Below are 17,039 nucleotides of genomic sequence, written 5' to 3'. Positions count from 1 at the left end.
CCGCCGGACAGGCCCTAATCGGCGGCGGCGGTCTGGGCCTGAGGGGTCGGAGCGGCGGTCTCGGTCTCCTCCGGCGCCGGCCGCGGCTTGCGCCGGAGCAGACCGGTGGCGGCGAGCACCGCGACCGCCCCGAGCCAGACCGTCCAGCCGAGCGGCTCGTGCAGCACGGCGGCGCCCAGGACCACGGCCACGGCGGTCATCAGATAGGTGACGGTGGAGGCCACCGTGGGCCCGTCCTTGATGATCAGCTCGAAGTTGAGCAGCGCGGCGAAGCCGGTGCAGACCACGCCGAGGACGAGCACCGCGATCACCGAGTCGGTGCGCCAGGTGACGGTCTGGAGGCCCAGGAAGGGGAAGGCGACGAGCAACAGGACGGTGGCCGCGCTCAGTTGGCCGCCCGCCAGCATCAGCGGCGGGATGCCCTTGCCCACGAGGAACTTGCCCATGTACGCGAAGCTGGCTCCGAAGCTGATCGAGCCGAGGACGAAGCAGAGGATGCTCCACCCGGTCCCGGCCGAAGACGAGTTCCAGGGTGAGGCGATGAGGGCGGTGCCCCCGAGGCCCAGCAGCACGCCGCCCGCCTTGAAGCCGGAGACCCGCTTCTCCTGGCCGAGCAGCAGGGCGGCCGCCAGGGTCCAGATCGGCGCGCTCCCGTTGACCACGGCGGCGACGCTGCTGGAGCCGGCGATCTCCCCCTCGGCGTACAGGGTCCACGGCACGGCGTTGCCGAGCAGCGCGGCGACGGTCAGGTGGCCCCAGGTGGCGGCCTCCTTCGGCAGCCGGAGCCCCTTCGCGTACCCGAGGGCGAGGATCACGACGGCGCCGAGCGCGAGCCGGATCAGCACCATCTGCACGGGCGAGAACCCGTATCCCGCGATCTTGATCCACAGGAAGACGGAGCCCCAGACGAGACTCAGCGCGGCCAGCCGCGTGTACGTGGCTTTGGACATGGGTGTTCCCGCTCTCCGGAGGGCTCGGCAAGGAAGGAAGTGAAAAGGGGAGGAAGAAGGGGGTCGCGCGGAGCTCTCCGCGGTACGGGAACGAGCCTCGCACCGGCGTCCGGGCGGGTCCAGCAACGTCTGGTGGAAGGTACCGTCCACGAGCCGTGGCGCTTCGGGGACCGAACCTCGCGCCAGGGACCGAGCCCCGCGCCGGCGGCCGCTCAGCCCGCGACGGCCGCCCTGGCCACCGTACGGAGCGCGTCCAGGACGGCGGCGATCTCCGGCGAGGTCTGGCTGCCCTCCCGTACGGCCGCGAAGACCGTACGGGAGGGCGCCTGCTCGGTGAACGCGCGCACCGTCACCTCGGGGCGCGGTGCCGGCTTGGCCATCCGCGGGACCAGCGCGACCCCCAGGCCGAGCCGCACCGCCGCGAGCGTGGCGTCCCAGTCGCCGATGGCGTGGGAGGCCTGCGGGGTGAACCCGGCCGCCGTACACGCGGCGACGCCGATGTCGTGGCACATCCCCGTCGTGGCGAAGATCCAGGTCTCCTGGGCGAGGTCGGCGAGGACGAGCCGGGGGCTGTCGAGCAGCCGGTGCCCCCCGGGCAGCGCGATGTCGAAGGGGTCCTCGCAGAGCGCGACCCGGTGGAAGCGGGCGTCGGCGCGCCCGTCCTCACCCGCCGGGCCGGGGTGCAGCGCGGTGTCCGCGGAGATGACGACGTCCGTCTCCCCGCGGTGCAGCAGGGAGAAGCTCTCCGGCGGGTCGACCTCGGCCAGTGAGGTCCGCAGCAGCGGCCGGGTCTCCCGCAGCCGTGCCACGGCGGGCAGGATCAGCGCCGAGAGGGTGGTGGAGAAGCCCGCGACCGCGACCTCCCCGCGCTCGCCGCTCCGGTGCGCGGCGAGCTCCGCCCGCATCTGCTCGACCTGGGTGAAGACGGCGTCGGCGTGTCGGAGGACGATCCGCGCCTCCCCGGTGAGCCGCAGCCGCCGCCCGGACGGTTCGGTGAGCGCGACGCCCAACTCCCGCCCCAGGGCGCTGATCTGCTGCGAGACGGCCTGCGGGGTGAGGTGGAGCGCCTGTGCGGCCGCGCTGACGGTGCCGCGCTCGCTGAGTTCCCTCAGCACCCGCAGCTTCCGCAGATCCGGATCGGCCACGTCCCGCGCCCCCTCCCGCTTTCGGGTCATCGTACGCAGCCGGCGTCCACGTCGACGACCTCCTTGACCAGTGTCTCCAGTACGTCGAGATCCCGCGCGGTACGGCCCGGCTCCCGCAGGTCGCCCGGGTAGGTGGGGTCGAGGACGACGGCCCGCGCACCCAGGTCCTGGAGCAGCCCGAGGTCGTCCGCGAGCTGATCCAGGGTGCCCTCGCCGAGGAGCCGGCCGGGGCCCAACGGACGCTCGGTGACCCGGAGTTTGATCCGGGGGCAGATGTCGGGCACCGGCAGCTCGTGCTCCTCGGCGACCTGGCGGAGCGTGGGCAGACCGACCCCGAGGAGCCAGTCGCCGGAGACGGAGGTCGGGTGCCAGGCGTCACCGAGGCGGACGGCCCGGCGCAGGGCGCCGTAGCTGTGCCCGCCGACCCAGACGGGCGGCCCGGGGCGCTGCACGGGCAGGGGGCCGGTGTGCACCTCACGGAAGGAGACGTGGGCGCCGTCGAAGGAGGCGACCTCGTCCGCCCAACAGGCCTTGATGGCCGCGAGGTACTCGTCGCTGATGGCGCCGCGCTTGCGGTACGGGACGTCGAGGACGGCGAACTCGCGGGCGGCCCAGCCCGCCGCCGCGCCGAAGACGAGGCGGCCGTTGCTGAACCGGTCGATGTTGGCGGCGACGCGGGCGGTGTGCACGGGATGGCGGTACGGGAGGATCGTGACGGTCGTGCCGAGCCCGACGGTCCTGGTGACCCCGGCGAGCCAGGCGAGGGTCGCGAAGGGGTCGTAGAACGGAGCGGGGAAGAGGTGCTGGACGTCCGGGGTGAGCGCCACGTGGTCGGAGACCATGGCGTAGTGGTAGCCCAGGGCTTCGACCCGCAGCGCCCAGTCGGCGAGGGCGTCGGGTGTGGCCTCGGGCCCGTAGTTGGGCAGATTGACGCCGAATTTCATGGGGCGTTCCTTTCCGGGGTCTCGGCCGCGGTCGCGTCCGCGGCGGCGGCCCCTGTGGCGTGGTCCGTGGTGCGGTGCTCGATCCGGGCGTCGCGCCGGGTGACGCCTCGGGCCACGGCGAGATGGAGGAGTACTCCCGCGAGCGCGACCCCGGCGGCGGGGAGCGGGAGCCAGCGGGCGTCGAGCCCCTGGGCGAGGGCGAGGCCGCCGAGCGCGGAGCCGACGGCGCCGCCGAGGTAGGTGGCGGAGCTGTTGAGACCGACGGCGGCGGCGCCTCCGCCGGCCTCCTCGGCGAGGAGCCGGTGTTGCTGCGGTACGACGAAGGCCCAGCCGACCGCGCCCCAGAGGAGCAGGGGCAGCAGGACGAGACCGGGCACGGCGCCGCTCCAGGGCAGCAGCGCGAGGGCGCCCCCGAGGGTGCCGAGCAGCGCGACGGCGAGGAGGGCGGGCCGTCCGGTCCGGTCGACGAGGGTCCCGGCGAGGAGGCTGCCGCAGACTCCGCCGAGGCCCCAGACCCAGAGGTACGGCACGGAGCTCCCGATGTCCGCTACCCGTTGGAGCACCGGTTCCAGGTAGGTGTAGAGCCCGAGGCTGGCCACGGTCTGCGTGAAGGTGACGGCGACGACGACGGCGACGCGGGGCCGGCCGAGCGCGCCGATCCTGGCCCTCAGCGAGGGCGCCGCCGTTCCCCGTACGGCCGGGAGGGCCGTCACCACGCCGAGCAGGGCGACGACGCCGATTCCGGTGACCAGCCACAGGGCCGCCCGCCAGCCGGAGCCGGCCGCGACGAGCAGGCCGAGCGGGACCCCGAGCACCGTGCCGGCGCTCATCCCGCCGAGGACCAGCCCGAGGGCGCGCCCGCGCCGTTCGGGCGGGACGAGGGCGACGGCGGCGGTGGCCGCCGCGGGGGTGAAGAGGCCCGCTCCGGCGCCGGCGAGGGCCCGGCTGCCGAGCAGTCCGGCGTACGAACCGGCCAGCGCGCTCCCGGCGTTGGCGACGACGAAGACGACGAGGGCGGTCACGATCAGCGTCCGGGTGCCCCGGCGGGCGAGGAGCGCCGAGAACAGCGGCGCGGCGAGCGCGTAGCAGAGGGTGAACGCGGTGACGGACTGGCCGGCCAGGGAGACGGAGACGTCCAGGTCGGCGCCGATGCCGGGGAGCAGCCCCGCCATCGCGTAGGCGTCGGTCCCGACGGCGAAGGAACCGAGTGCGAGCAGCGCCACCGCGCGCGGTCCGGCCATCGCGTCCACCTCCTCGTGTCGGCGGTCCGACGCCGTTCCGTCGGATACGGAACGGTCCTCGGGACGCTACTGACCGGGCCTCCGCCTCGCAGCCCACAGCGCCCACGTGGGTTCGGAGTCCCGCAGCCTCGCGCCCCCGCCCCCGTCGATTCGTCCGATTACCGGCCTACGGTGGATCACTGCAGGAACCCCAGGAGGGAGTGCACCGTGCTCGACCTGTCCGTCATCAACGCGATGTTCCCGCCCGATCTCCCTGAACCGGCCGACTGGGAGCGGCGGTTCGGACCGCGCGATCTGCCGGACGGCGCCGAGGTGACGCGCTTCGCCCCGAGCCCCACCGGACATCTGCACATCGGCGGTCTCTACACCGCCGCCGTCGCCCGGGCGTTGGCCCGCCAGTCGGGCGGAGTGCACGTGCTGCGCGTCGAGGACACCGACCGCGTACGCCATGTCGCGGGAGCCGCGCAGGAGTTCTCTCGGCTACTCGACGCCTTCGGCCTCGCCCCGGACGAGGGCGGCGCCGCCGGGGACGGCGCGTGGGGCCCGTACCTCCAGTCGGAGCGGCGGGACGTCTACCTCAGCCATGTACGGGACCTGCTGCGGCGCGACCGCGCGTACCCGTGCTTCTGCGACCGGGACCGGCTGGCCCGCAGCGCGGAGGAGCAGCGCGCGGGACGCTCCCCGTTGGGCTACTACGGCCGGTGGGCGCCCTGCCGGACGTCGCCCCCGGAGGAGGCGGCACGGCGGCTCGCGTCCGGCGAGCCGTACGTGGTGCGGTTCCGCTGCCCGTACGAGTTCCCCGGCCGGGTCCGTTTCACGGACCGGATCCGCGGCTCCGTGACCATGCAGGACAACGGCAACGACATCGTGCTGCTCAAGTCCTCGCGGCCGTCCTCTCCGGAGGAACTCCCCCTTCCCACGTACCACTTCGCCCACGTGGTGGACGATCATCTGATGCGGGTCACCCTGGTCGTACGCGGCGAGGAGTGGCTCTCCTCGGCCCCGGTCCACCTCCAGCTGCACGCGGCGCTCGGCTTCGAGCCGCCCGCCTATGCCCATCTCGCCCCGCTGATGAAGGCCGAGGGGGCCTCGCGCCGCAAGCTCAGCAAGCGCAAGGACCCCGAGGCGTCGGTCGAGTACTACCTGGCCGCGGGCTATCCGCCGGCCGCCGTTCAGCACTATCTGCGCGGCCTCGCCAACATCCGTCTCATGGACGTCCCCACGGCCGACGCGCTCGCCGCCCAGGTCCGTCTCGACGGGATGCGCCCCTCGGGCCCGCTCCTCGATCTGCCCAAACTGCACTCCCTGAGCCGGGAGTTCATCGCCTCGCTCGCCCCGCATGAGCTGTACGCGCAGCTCCTCGCCTGGGCGAAGGAGTACGACCCCGAGCTCGCCTCCGTCCTCACGCGCCACGAACGGCTCACCCTGGCCGCCGTGGCGGTGGCCCGGCCGGAGGGCGCTCCGGCCCGGAAGGACCTGGAGCGCTGGTCGTGCTTCCGGGACCGGTACGGCTTCCTCTTCACGGAGCTCTTCGGCTCGGCGCCACCCGCCGGGGACGACCTCTACGGCGGTCTCGCCCCGGACCTGGTGCGCCGGATCGCCGCCGAGTTCGCGGCCGGGGCGACGGACGCGGCCGGCCCGGAGGAGTGGTACGGGCTCCTCCGCGAGCTGGCCGGTCGGCACGGCTTCGCTCCGGACACGGCCGCCTGGCGCCGGGACCCGGACCGCTGGGCGGGCCCCCCGAGGGAGGTCGCGAACGTGGTCCGGGTCGCGCTGACGGGCGCCGTCCGCAGCCCGGACCTGTTCGCCGTGGCACGGGCCCTGGGCCGGGACGAGGTGCGGCGCCGCCTCACCACCCTGGCGGGGTGAGGCGGCGCGCGAGCGGGCAGGACGCCCCCTACGAGGAGGTCACTCCAGCGGCATGCTCCGGTTCACGGACCGCGCGCCGGGAGCCGTCGGCGCCGGGATCTTGAGCAGGCCCTTGTCACTGGAGCTCGCGGGTGCGTCCGCGCCCACCGGCGTGGTGGTCATGGGCCGGGCTGCGGCACAACGCTGCTTCTCGGCCTCGGACATGGGCCCGGTGCGCTGGAGCAGCCGGTCGGGCACGGCGCGGGAGGGGCCGTCGATCACGGCGTGCAGCCGGTAGTCGTCCTTCTTGCTGACGAACCACCCTTCGACCCGCTCGCGACTCGGCTGCATCTCGACCCAACTGACCTCGCCCGGCTGGATCTTCTCCACGACGGTCCGCTGGTCGCTGCTGAACCACTGCCAGGGCCGCTGCCAGGTCCTCTCGTAGGCGAGGGCGAACTGCGTGGCCATCGGGCGCTCCTTGACCCGCTTCTCGTCGTCCTCCCGCACGCCCGAAGTGGGGAGCTTGGCCACCTCGTTGAGCGGGAGGTTCGCGGCGGCGTAGGTCTGGGCAATGCTGTCGTGCCCGCGCTCGGCGTAGGAGAGGAGGCGGGAGTGCTCCAGCGGGTTGCGGGTGCAGTTGACGAAGGCCTCGCCGACGACCCGGGCCCGGTCGTAGTAGCGGAAGGAGGTGCGGGTGTCGGGCCGGAAGGTGCAGGCGTTCTCCCCGTTGCAGGCCGCGGCGGCGTTGTGGAGGGTGCTCTCCCGCTCGTTGCCCTTGTACGCCTCGGAGGTGCCGAGCGCCGTCTTGTCGACGGTCTTGTCGAGGTCCGGCGGCACCTCGACCGCCCGGATGCGGGCGATCATCGGCGAACAGGTCACATGGGTACGGGAGTCGGTGACCCGGGTGGTGAAGGTGAGCATCGGCTCGTTCTCCCCGGCGGTGAACTCGTAGGCGCGGCCGGTCCAGCGGCCGGTGCCGGGTCTGCCCTTCGCACGGTCGGGGTCTCCGGCGGTGGTGACCTCGCTCACCGGGCCGCCGGAGCCGGTGACCGCGTACGGCTGGCCGTTGACGACCTGTTCGCCGGTGCACTCCTTGGAGACGGCGGGGCTGTCCTCGTACGTGACGGTGACCCTGGCTCCCGCGCGGACCCCGCGCAGCCGCTGCCGGAGCGTGTTGCCGTCCTTCTGGAGGGCGACGGCGTGGGAGCCGTCGGTGCGGCCCGAAGCCGTGGGTGAGTAACGCTGGTTGAGGCCGGTCCAGAAGGCGATGCCGACGGTGGTCGGGCCGTCGCCACTCATGACGGGTTCGGCGAAGTCGCCGTTGAGGACGGGGACGGCCTGCGCGGCGGCCGCCGCCTCGGGGGCGGCGGCGACCGGCGCGGCGACGGAGAGCGGAGCGACCGGGAGCAGCAGACCGGCGGCGCCGAGAACGGTGAGGGAGACGAGCGAGCGGTTCATGGCGGGAACTCCTCCGGTGTCAGGAACCGTGGGACGACAGGACGACTTCGCGCTTCGGTTCGGCGCCCAGGGGTACCGCCCGGGCGGCCGGCACCTCACGCACGGAGCGCACGAGACCGGGCGGCGTGGGCGACGTGTTGTCGCCGTCGCCGGCGGTGTCACCGGCGGGGCGCTTGCGGCCGCAGAGCTTGTCGGGGACGGCGTACGTCTGGGCGACGAAGGTGCTGCTGTTGACCATGGAGGGGCTGTCCACGCTCACGTTGAGGATCTTCCGCCCGGTGTCCGTGACGAGGTTGCCGACCACGCGCCGCATGGAGGCGCTGGCGCCGAAGACGAGCATGTCGTACGGCTTGACGGTGGTCTTGTAGACCGTCTCCTCGGTGTTCTCGATCGTCCAGGACTTGGAGTAGGTGGCCTTGAAGGCGGCCTCGAAGGCGAGTTTCGCGCTCAGCGAGCCGGCCACCTTGCCGCCGCCCCCGACGGTGGTCTTGGTGCCCGCCTCGGAGGTGGGCCCCTTGCTGAGGTCCGGCGTCTTGTGGGTGGTGCTGATCTCCTGGGAGAGGTTGGTGGTGACCTCGCCGGAGGCGCTGACCGTGCCCTCGGCGGTGATCGTGCCGGAGATCTCGCCGCCGATGTTGTCGGTGCTGCCGGTCTTCAGGGTGACGGTCCGGTCGACGCCCATGTCGCTCGTGGTGCAGTTGACGACGGCGTTGCCGAGGGACTTGACGGCGGTGGCGTACTCGCGGCCGGCCTTGGGGTCGATCGCGAACGAGCAGGCCGTGCGCTTCGTCCCGCAGTACTCCAGGACGTCGGCGATCTTCGCCGGGCGGCCGTCGGCGGTGACGGCGCGGGCGACGGGAGCGGCGGGGGGCTCGCCGGCCGGTTCCTCGGCCGTGGCGAGGGCGGGCGGGGCGAGGAGGGCGAGGGGCGCGGTGAGCCCGAGGGCGAGGGCGGACAGGCGGGCGGCGCGGGGACGGCGCGGAGGCATGACGAGGTACCCCTTTCGGGGAGGGTGCGCGGGACGGCGGGGAGGAGTCAGGAGCCGAGCATCGAGCAGAGCTGGGAGGCCGGGAAGGGGGACTGCCCCGGATCGCTCGAACCCTGCGGGAGGGAGGCCGGGAAGGCCGCGCAGGTGGACTCGACGGCCTGGGCGGCGTTGGCGGCGGGTTCCGGCTCGTTCGTGGAGATGGTGGTGCTCATGTCCGCGAGGCCGTCCTCCTCGCGGCCTCCCTTGCCGGCCAGCTTCTCCATGCAGGAGCTGGAGCCGGGCGGGCACTCCTCCAGGTCCTTGCCGATCTTCTTGATGTCCTTGTCGGCCTGGCCGGCCGCCTCCTGGGTCTTCTTCTGCTGCTCCTCGACCTCCTTCGCCTCCGCGGCGTTGGTCTCCTTGTCCTTGCAGGCCTGGTCCTCCGGCTGACACTCGGCGCCGTACGCGACGGGGGCCAGGACCGGGCTCAGCGTGAGGGCCAGGGCAGAGGCGAGGGCGGAGGCCAGGACGGCGGCGCTCAGCGCACGCCTCGGCGAAGCCTTGGATACGGGCACGGGAACTCCCTTGGGACAGGGGTGAGTTGGTGCGCTCGGTTGGGGACGCCAGGGGCGGACAGGGGACTGCCCTCAAGATCACCGAGCGCTTTCCGACGCTAACCGTCGGGGCCCCGGCGCCACGGCAGGACACACGGCGCGGCGCACTCGACAGGGCCCGCTCACCGCTTCGGCGGAGCGCACTCGGGACCCTTCGGAGGGGGTGACGGAGAGGAGTTCGGGGGCGGCGCCCCGGGCTCACCGGTCCACCCGTTCGTAGGGAATCCGGGGTGCTCGCGTGAGGGCTGGAGGCCGCACCCGGAACGGCCCCCCACTCCCCCGGCCGCCGCCGTTCGGCGGCCCGCCGGGGCCACCCGCCGACACACCCCTCAGGGCGTGCGCCGCGGGCGAATGCGCCCCCGGAGCCCAACCCCGAACGGGCGTCCGTCAGACGGGTGTTTCAGCCGCGTCGGCTCGCCGCAGTGATCATTCTCGGACAGTCTGCTCATGTGCCCGACGGCCCGTCCCGGTCGTCGCACCGGCCGTGGGCGTCCCATGCCCAAGGGGCCCGGCACCCGTGTTCGCATGACCCGCGCCCGGCCCCCGTCCGCCTCCGCCCACCCCGCGGACGCGGACGGCACCCGCCGGACGCCGCGCTCCCGTATGTCCCCGTCGAAGGAGAGCAGAGCCATGTCCCGTTCACGACGCACCCCCACGCGCACTCCGTTGCGCGGCCCCCTGCCCGTCCCCGCCGCGCTGCGCGGCCGGACGTTCGCCGCGGCCGTCCTCGCGGCGGCCACCGCCCTCGCCGCCGTACCGGCCCTGGCCCCGGCCGCGACGGCCAACGAGGGAAACCCGACCGTGCTGAGCTGGGGCGCGGGCCGCACCGGCCAGCTCGGCAACGGCACCCTGAGCGACAGCCTCAGCCCCGCCTCCGTCACCAGTCTCTTCCGCGGCGACGTCGACCAGCTCTCGGCCGGCGGCACCTCCTCGTCCGACTCCTTCGCCCTCGCCCGTACGGACAAGACGGTCAAGTCCTGGGGCCACAACTCCTCGGGCCAGCTCGGCAACGGCGGCAACACCAACCAGACCGTGCCCACCACCGTCCCGCGGCTGAACAACATCAAGGACGTCGCGGCGGGCGGAAAGCACGCCCTCGCCCTCGACACCTCCGGTCAGGTCTACTCCTGGGGCGACAACTCCTACGGACAGCTCGGCAACAACCGCACCGGCGACAGCCGCACCGTCCCCGACCGCGTCCAGGGCATGCCCAGGGTCAAGCAGATCTCGGCCGGCTGCGACTTCAGCCTCGCCCTCCTGGAGAACGGCAAGGTGTACGCCTGGGGCCGCGGCATCCACGGCCAGCTCGGCACCGGCAACCGCGCCACCAGCTCCGTACCCCGACAGGTACTGGGCCTGGAGAACATCGTGGAGATCGACGCCGGCTGCCACCACGCCCTCGCGCTGACCGCCGACGACACCGTCAAGTCCTGGGGCTACAACCTCTACGGCCAGCTCGGCAACTCCTCCACCAAGTCCTCCACCGTCCCCGTCGACGTCGACTGGGTCGAGGGCGTCTCGGACATCGAGGCCGGCGCCCACCACAACTACGTGCGGACGAGCGACAGCCACGTCTGGGGCTGGGGCAACAACCAGTACGGCCAGCTCCTGGAGAGCGACGTGGCCTCCGACGCCAACGTCTCCCGCACCAACCGCACGGCCCCCGTCGAGATCCCGCGCCTGGAGGGCGTCCAGCACCTCGCGGCGGGCGCCCGGCACGGCGTCGCGGTCACCGCGGACGACGTCTTCACCTGGGGCCACAACGGCGAGGGCCAGCTCGGCAACGGCACGACGGACTCGCAGTACGAGTTGGTGAGGATCCTCACCGAGGGCTCGGCGATCAAGGCGATGGCCGTCTCCCTGGGCGGCAACACGACGTACGCGTACTGAGCGGGGGCGTACTCCCATGACGTACGCATACGCAAGGGGCGCCGTCACGCTCCTCGCCCTGGCGGCACTCACCGCGACCCACGCCCAACCCGCCGTCGCCGCAGAACCACGGGAACCGTGGGTACGGGCCTGGGGCGCGAACGCGGGCGGCCAGCTCGGCAACGGCACCACGGCCGACCGGCAGACCCCGGCTGCCGTCCAGGGACTCGCCCGCGCCTCCGTGCGCGAGCTGTCCGGCGGGGGGAACAACACCGCCAACGCCTTCGCCGTGGCGCTCCTCGCCGACGGCACGGTCCAGTCCTGGGGCGGGAACCTCGCGGGCCAGCTCGGCGACGGCACCACCGTGAACCGGCCCTTCCCGGCCGCCGTGGCCGGACTCTCCGGAGTCACCGAGGTCGCCGCCGGCTTCCAGGCCGCCTACGCCGTCCGGGGCGGGCGGGTCCTCGCCTGGGGCGACAACACCTACGGCCAGCTCGGCGACGGCGGCACGACCTCGGCCACGCGACCCGTGCGGGTCCAGAGCCTGGACAAGGTGAGGGACGTCGCCGCCGGTTGCCAACACGCCGTCGCCCTGCGGGAGGACGGCACCGTCTGGACCTGGGGCCGTGCCCACAGCGGGCAGCTCGGACTCGGCGACACCACCGACCGGAAAACCCCCCAACGGGTCCCCGGCCTCACGGACGTCGTGGAGATCGCGAGCGGCTGCAACCACGCGCTCGCCCGGCTCGCCGACGGCACCGTGCGGGCCTGGGGCTACAACGCCCAGGGGCAGCTGGGCAACGACAGCACCGAGGTCGGACCCTCGCCGGTCGAAGTGCACCAGCTCGACGGCGTGGCCCGGATCCACGGCTGCGGGTACCACAGCTTCGCCGTGCTCGACGGCGGCTCGGTCCGTGCCTGGGGCTGGAACGGCCACGGTCAGCTGGGCGACGGCTCCACCACCTCCCGCACCACCCCGGTCCCCGTACCCGGTCTGGACGAGGTCACCGACATGGCCGGCGGCTGGGGGCACACCGTGGCCGCCCGCTCCGACGGCTCCGTCCTCGCCTGGGGCGAGAACGCGGCCGGCCAGCTCGGCGACGCCACCACCACCAGCTCCTCCACCCCGGTCACCGCGTTGCCCGCAGGCAGCGGCGCGACCCGCGTCTCGACGCCCATCACCGGCAAGTCGAGCTACGCCTACTGACCCGGAAGGTCCCCATGCACCACAGCCAGCGCATCACCCTGCTCGCCGCCCTCACGGCGGCCACCGCCCTCGCCGCACCCTGCCTCTCCGCCCACGCCGCCGCCGGCACCGACCCCTGGGTACGCGCCTGGGGCGAGAACGCCCAGGGCCAGCTCGGCAACGGTGCCGTCCTCACCCAGCAGACCCCCACCGCCGTCACCGGCATCACCCGCGACGACGTCCGTGAGCTCTCCGGAGGCGGCGGTGGCGTCGCCGCGGCCGCCAACCCCTTCGCCGTCGCCCTCCTCAAGGACGGCACCGTCAAGAGCTGGGGCTCCAACACCACCGGCCAGCTCGGCAACGGCACCACGACCGCCCAGAGCTTCCCGGCCACCGTCGCAGGCCTCTCCCGGGTGAGCGAGGTCTCCGCCGGCCTCAACCACGTCCTCGCCGTCAAGGGCGGCCGGGTCTACGCCTGGGGCAGCAACGCCTCGAAGCAGCTGGGCACCGGCCTGGACACCACCAACCCGCACAAGACACCGATGCCCGTCCAGAGCCTGGACCAGGTCAAGGACGTCGGCGCGGGCTGCGACTTCAGCGTCGCCCTGCGTCAGGACGGCACGGTCTGGACCTGGGGCGCCTTCGCCAACGGGCGGCTCGGCACCGGCAGCACCGCCAACCGCGAGACCCCGCAGAAGGTCGCCGATCTCGAGGACGTCGAAGCCATCTCGGTGGGCTGCGACCACGTCCTCGCGCTGACCGCCGACAACACGATCAAGGCCTGGGGCAAGAACACCGAGGGCCAGGTCGGCAACGACTCCGTCACCGAGGCGCCCAGGCCCGTCGACGTCGCCTACCTGGACGCGGTGGCCCGGATCTTCACCACCTCGGCGTCCTCTTTCGCCGTCCTCGACGACGGCAGCCTGGCCGGCTGGGGCAAGAACACCGACCGGCAGCTCGGCGACGGCACGAACGCCAACCGCACCACCCCCGTCGTCCTGGACCACCTCAGGGGCGTGCAGGACATCGCCGGCGGCGCCGACTTCACCCTGGCCGCGCTGGACGACGGCTCGGTGATCGGCTGGGGCGCCAACGCGGTCGCCCAGCTGGGCGACGGCTCCACGACCGCGCCCACGGGAACGGGCACCACCGTGGCCCTCCCGCCGGGCAGCGGCATCACCCACGTCACGACGACGAAGACAGGCAAGTCCGGCTTCGCCTACTGACGCCACCCGGAGGAGCATCCGGCCTCGCGCGGGGGCCCTCGCCGGCCCCCGCGCGAATGCCTCACACCGGCCGTCCCTGGCCAGCGGCGCCGGTGAACTGGCAGGATCGCCCCCATGCTCGCCTCCCTCTCCCGTGCCGCCCGCCGCCGTGTCCTGGCACTGTCGGCCGCGCTGCTCACGGTGTGCGGGGTGCTCGTGTGGTGGCTGGTTCCTTTCGGCACCCCCGTCCCCAGCGGCTCGGTGACCTTCAGTACGGGTGTCCCCACCGGCGTCTACCAGCGGTACGGCAAGCTCCTCAAGCAGGCCCTCGCCGAGGACCTTCCCGAGGTGTCGATAACGCTGAAGGACAGCGAGGGCTCCCAGCAGAACCTGGCCCGGGTCGCCTCGGGCGAGGCGGACTTCACCGTCGCGACGGCCGACGCGGTGTCCCAGTACCAGCGCGAGACCAAGCCCGGCTTCGATCGGCTGCGCGGCTGCGCCCGGCTGTACGACGACTACGTACAGCTGGTGGTACGCAAGGACTCGCCGGTCAAGAAGGTGCAGGACCTGCGGGGGCTGCGGGTCGGCGTCGGCCAGGACGGCTCCGGCGTGCGACTGATCGCGGACCGGGTCCTCTCGGCGGCCGGCCTCACGCCGATACGGGACATCCAGCCGGTCGCGGCGGGCATCGACACGATGCCGGGGCACCTGGAGAACGGCGACCTCGACGCCTTCTTCTGGTCGGGCGGGTTGCCCACCCAGGCCGTGCAGACCCTGTCCGAGCGCTTCCCGATCCGGCTGATCCCGCTGGACGCGAGCCTGGTCGACCGGCTGCACGGCGGCGGCGAGTCGACCCGCCACTACCGGTCGGCGGTGATCCCGGCGGACGCGTACGCGCACGCGCAGGAAGGCCGGCCGGTCGAGACGCTGGCCGTGGCGAACCTCCTGGTCACCACCGTCGAGGCCGACCCGGGCATGGTGGAGGGCTTCACCCGTACCGTGATCGGAAGCCGTGACGCCATCGGCAGGCAGGTCCACCCGGCCCAGCTCGTGGACCTGCGGACCGCCATCTACACCGAGCCCCTGACCCTCCACGAGGGCGCCCGCCGCTACTACCGCTCGGTAAAGCCCTGAAGCCCTGAAGCCCGGAACTCCGGAACTCCGGAACTCCGGAATCCCCGTGCCGCTTAGAACCCTGAACCCCTGAACCCCTGACCGTCCCGCTCCGCGGGGGCGTGCCGGGGGACGGTGACGGTCACCCGCAGGCCGTGCGGCTCGTTCGGCGCGAACGTGAGGCCGCCGCCGCCCGCCGTCAGCAGGACGCGCGTGATGGAGAGGCCGAGCCCCGAGCCCTTCACGTTCTGGTGCCGGCCGGAGCGCCAGAACCGGTCGCCGACCCGGACGAGCTCGTCCTCGGTGAGACCGGGCCCCTGGTCGGCCACGACGACGTCGACGCTCGCCCCGCCCGACGGCACCGAGACCGTGACCGTGACCTCCTCGCCGGGCGGGGTGAACTTCAGCGCGTTGTCGATCACCGCGTCGAGGGCGCTGGAGAGGGCCACCGGATCCGCCCACCCCGTGTACGCCCCGCACTCCCCGGTCAGTAGGACGCCCTTGTCGTCGGCGACGGGCCGCCAGGAGGCGACCCGCTCCGCCGCCAGCGCACCGACGTCGGTGAGCCGCAGCTCGGCGGCCACGTGCTCGGCGAGAGCCAGGTCGAGGAGGTCGTCGAGGACCTGCGCGAGGCGCTTGCCCTCGGTGCGTACGGAGGCGATCTCCTCGTTACCCTCGGGGAGTTCGAGGGCGAGGAGTTCGATCCGCAGGAGCAGCGCGGCCAGCGGGTTGCGCAACTGGTGGGAGGCGTCGGCGACGAAGGCCCGCTGCTGTTCGAGCGCGTCCTCGACGTTGTCGGCCATCTCGTTGAACGAGAGGGCCAGACGCCGCAGTTCGGGCGGTCCGCCGGTCGCGGCGACGCGGGAGTTCATGCGCCCGGTGGCGATGTCGTGGGTGACGGAGTCGAGCACGCGGACCGGCCGCAGAACCCAGCCGGTGAGCCGGAAGGCCGCGCCGACGGCGACCAGCATCGCGGCCGCCTCGCCCGCGAAGATCAGCAGCCACCCGCGCAGGATGCGGGAGCGGAGCTGCCCGGTGGGCGAGTCGGTGACGACGACGGCGACGACGTCGCCGTCCCGGACGACCGGGGAGGCGATGGTGAGCCGCGCGTGCCGCTGCCAGGGCCAGACCTGCGGCGGGTCGTGGCTGCGGCGCCCGACGAGCGCCTCCCCGAAGGCGCGGCGGCCGTCCCCCTCGTACGGGACGGTCCAGTCCTCGGGGGCGGCGGCCATGGCACGGTCGTCACGGTAGAAGACGCCGGCCCGGATGCCGTACACGTCGTGATAGCTGGCGAGTTCGCCTCTGAGCGTGGTGCGCCGCTCGTCGGTGCCGGGGCTGCTCTCGCTGACGAACTGGGCGAGGGCGGCGAAGCGGGCGGCGTCGTCGAGCCGGTCGACGACGACCCGCTGCTGCTCGGAGGCGGCGAGGCTGGCGGCGAGCGGGAAGCCGAGGGCCAGCAGGACCCCGGCCATCAGGACGATGAGCAGCGGGAGGAGTCGGGTGCGCACGTGCGGTCCTGCCGGGGGGTTACGCGGCGGGGGCGACCAGGCGGTAGCCGACGCCCCGCACGGTCTCGATCAGGGCGGGCATCCGCAGCTTGGAGCGCAGGGAGGCGACGTGCACCTCCAGGGTGCGGCCGGTCCCCTCCCAACTGGTGCGCCAGACCTCGCTGATGATCTGTTCGCGGCGGAAGACGACCCCGGGGCGCTGGGCGAGGAGCGCGAGCAGGTCGAACTCCTTACGGGTCAGGGCGACGGCCTCGCCGTCGACGCTGACGCGCCGGGTGGGCAGCTCGATGGTGACGGAGCCGAGCCGCAGCAGGGTCCCGTCGGTGGCTCCGGCGGCGCCCGCCGTCTCCTCGGTCCCGGCGTTGCGCCGGCTGACGGCGTGGATGCGGGCGAGGAGCTCGCCGGTGTCGTAGGGCTTGACGACGTAGTCGTCGGCGCCGAGGTTGAGCCCGTGAATCCGGGAGCGTACGTCGCCGCGGGCCGTGACCATGATCACCGGTGTGGTGGTGAGCTTCCGGATGCGGCCGCACACCTGGTAGCCGTCCTGGTCGGGGAGGCCGAGGTCGAGCAGGATCACCCCGTACGAGGGCCGCTCGCCCTGCGCGGTGGGCAGGACGGCCTGGAGCGCCTCCTCGCCGCTGCGGGCGTGGGTGACGGTGAAGCCGTGCCGGGCCAGGATCGCGGAGAGGGCGGCGGCGACGTGGTCGTCGTCCTCGACGAGCAGCAGTCGCATGCGTACCTCCTCCGTACTTTCTCGGTCTCTCGGATTCTCGGCTCTCTGTGTACCAAGTGGTACCAGGGCATGAACGCCGATCATCGGCGTCACAGTCAAGTCTCCCCCTGTTACACCGACGTTTCTGTTATCCACCCGGTACGGCACAGGCGTCACCTTCACACGCTGTGTCCGTTTGCGACCGGATCGTTATCCTCAATTTCCGCTCAGATGTGATGACGGTCGTCTCATCGGGTCTCTAGTGTCCTCCCCAAC

At 73.2% G+C, this 17,039-nt stretch carries 14 protein-coding genes; 5 read left to right on the top strand and 9 right to left on the bottom strand.

From position 1 onward, the window contains the following. Nucleotides 1-14: 14 nt before the first annotated feature. The 4 genes from OG580_RS26880 to OG580_RS26865 all read right to left on the bottom strand — a co-directional run bounded on the left by OG580_RS26880 (nucleotide 15) and on the right by OG580_RS26865 (nucleotide 4,280). Complete coding sequence (locus tag OG580_RS26880) at nucleotides 15-950, bottom strand: DMT family transporter (RefSeq protein ID WP_267046226.1); 936 nt, start codon at nucleotides 948-950, stop codon at nucleotides 15-17. Nucleotides 951-1,162: 212 nt separating this feature from the next. After that, nucleotides 1,163-2,125, bottom strand: a complete 963-nt coding sequence (locus OG580_RS26875) for a LysR family transcriptional regulator (protein ID WP_267046225.1) — start codon at nucleotides 2,123-2,125, stop codon at nucleotides 1,163-1,165. Continuing rightward, on the bottom strand, nucleotides 2,122-3,039 hold the full coding sequence (locus OG580_RS26870; protein ID WP_267046224.1) for a TIGR03619 family F420-dependent LLM class oxidoreductase: 918 nt from the start codon (nucleotides 3,037-3,039) through the stop codon (nucleotides 2,122-2,124). The genes OG580_RS26875 and OG580_RS26870 overlap by 4 nt, the downstream gene beginning before the upstream one ends. Then, entirely contained in the window at nucleotides 3,036-4,280 is a 1,245-nt protein-coding gene (locus OG580_RS26865; protein WP_267046223.1) for an MFS transporter, read from the bottom strand. The genes OG580_RS26870 and OG580_RS26865 overlap by 4 nt, the downstream gene beginning before the upstream one ends. Nucleotides 4,281-4,487: 207 nt before the next feature. On the opposite strand from OG580_RS26865, the gene OG580_RS26860 reads away from it, so the two are divergent. Then, on the top strand, nucleotides 4,488-6,149 hold the full coding sequence (locus OG580_RS26860) for a glutamate--tRNA ligase (protein ID WP_267046222.1): 1,662 nt from the start codon (nucleotides 4,488-4,490) through the stop codon (nucleotides 6,147-6,149). A gap of 39 nt (nucleotides 6,150-6,188) precedes the next feature. On the opposite strand, the gene OG580_RS26855 is transcribed toward OG580_RS26860, so the two are convergent. The 3 genes from OG580_RS26855 to OG580_RS26845 are packed head-to-tail and all read right to left on the bottom strand — an operon-like array spanning nucleotide 6,189 to nucleotide 9,131. Further along, on the bottom strand, nucleotides 6,189-7,589 hold the full coding sequence (locus OG580_RS26855) for a hypothetical protein (RefSeq protein ID WP_267046221.1): 1,401 nt from the start codon (nucleotides 7,587-7,589) through the stop codon (nucleotides 6,189-6,191). A 19-nt stretch (nucleotides 7,590-7,608) separates the two neighbouring features. Further along, nucleotides 7,609-8,577, bottom strand: coding sequence for a hypothetical protein (locus OG580_RS26850; RefSeq protein ID WP_267046220.1), 969 nt, complete (start codon nucleotides 8,575-8,577; stop codon nucleotides 7,609-7,611). Between the two features lie 47 nt (nucleotides 8,578-8,624). After that, nucleotides 8,625-9,131 (bottom strand): hypothetical protein, encoded by a 507-nt coding sequence (locus OG580_RS26845; RefSeq protein ID WP_267046219.1) that lies wholly within the window; start codon nucleotides 9,129-9,131, stop codon nucleotides 8,625-8,627. A 669-nt stretch (nucleotides 9,132-9,800) separates the two neighbouring features. On the opposite strand from OG580_RS26845, the gene OG580_RS26840 reads away from it, so the two are divergent. The 4 genes from OG580_RS26840 (at nucleotide 9,801) to OG580_RS26825 (ending at nucleotide 14,564) form a co-directional block, all read left to right on the top strand. Next, the gene (locus OG580_RS26840) at nucleotides 9,801-11,060 is read left to right on the top strand and encodes a sialidase (RefSeq protein ID WP_267046218.1); all 1,260 of its coding nucleotides are present in this window, start codon (nucleotides 9,801-9,803) and stop codon (nucleotides 11,058-11,060) included. A 16-nt stretch (nucleotides 11,061-11,076) separates the two neighbouring features. Next, nucleotides 11,077-12,246 (top strand): chromosome condensation regulator RCC1, encoded by a 1,170-nt coding sequence (locus OG580_RS26835; RefSeq protein WP_267046217.1) that lies wholly within the window; start codon nucleotides 11,077-11,079, stop codon nucleotides 12,244-12,246. Nucleotides 12,247-12,260: 14 nt separating this feature from the next. Further along, nucleotides 12,261-13,451, top strand: coding sequence for a chromosome condensation regulator RCC1 (locus tag OG580_RS26830; RefSeq protein WP_267046216.1), 1,191 nt, complete (start codon nucleotides 12,261-12,263; stop codon nucleotides 13,449-13,451). A 114-nt stretch (nucleotides 13,452-13,565) separates the two neighbouring features. After that, on the top strand, nucleotides 13,566-14,564 hold the full coding sequence (locus tag OG580_RS26825) for a TAXI family TRAP transporter solute-binding subunit (RefSeq protein WP_267046215.1): 999 nt from the start codon (nucleotides 13,566-13,568) through the stop codon (nucleotides 14,562-14,564). Nucleotides 14,565-14,617: 53 nt separating this feature from the next. Here the strand turns inward: OG580_RS26825 and OG580_RS26820 are convergent, their stop codons facing one another. Next, on the bottom strand, nucleotides 14,618-16,051 hold the full coding sequence (locus OG580_RS26820) for a HAMP domain-containing sensor histidine kinase (RefSeq protein ID WP_267046214.1): 1,434 nt from the start codon (nucleotides 16,049-16,051) through the stop codon (nucleotides 14,618-14,620). Nucleotides 16,052-16,070: 19 nt separating this feature from the next. Continuing rightward, nucleotides 16,071-16,784: a response regulator transcription factor gene (locus tag OG580_RS26815; protein ID WP_267046213.1), complete on the bottom strand. Its 714-nt coding sequence runs from the start codon at nucleotides 16,782-16,784 to the stop codon at nucleotides 16,071-16,073. Between the last annotated feature and the right edge of the window lie 255 nt (nucleotides 16,785-17,039).

It is taken from the genome of Streptomyces sp. NBC_00094 (assembly GCF_026343125.1).
Classification (GTDB): domain Bacteria; phylum Actinomycetota; class Actinomycetes; order Streptomycetales; family Streptomycetaceae; genus Streptomyces.
The sequence above is the reverse complement of the archived record's forward strand: the minus strand, read 5'-3'. Positions and strand labels throughout refer to the sequence as shown.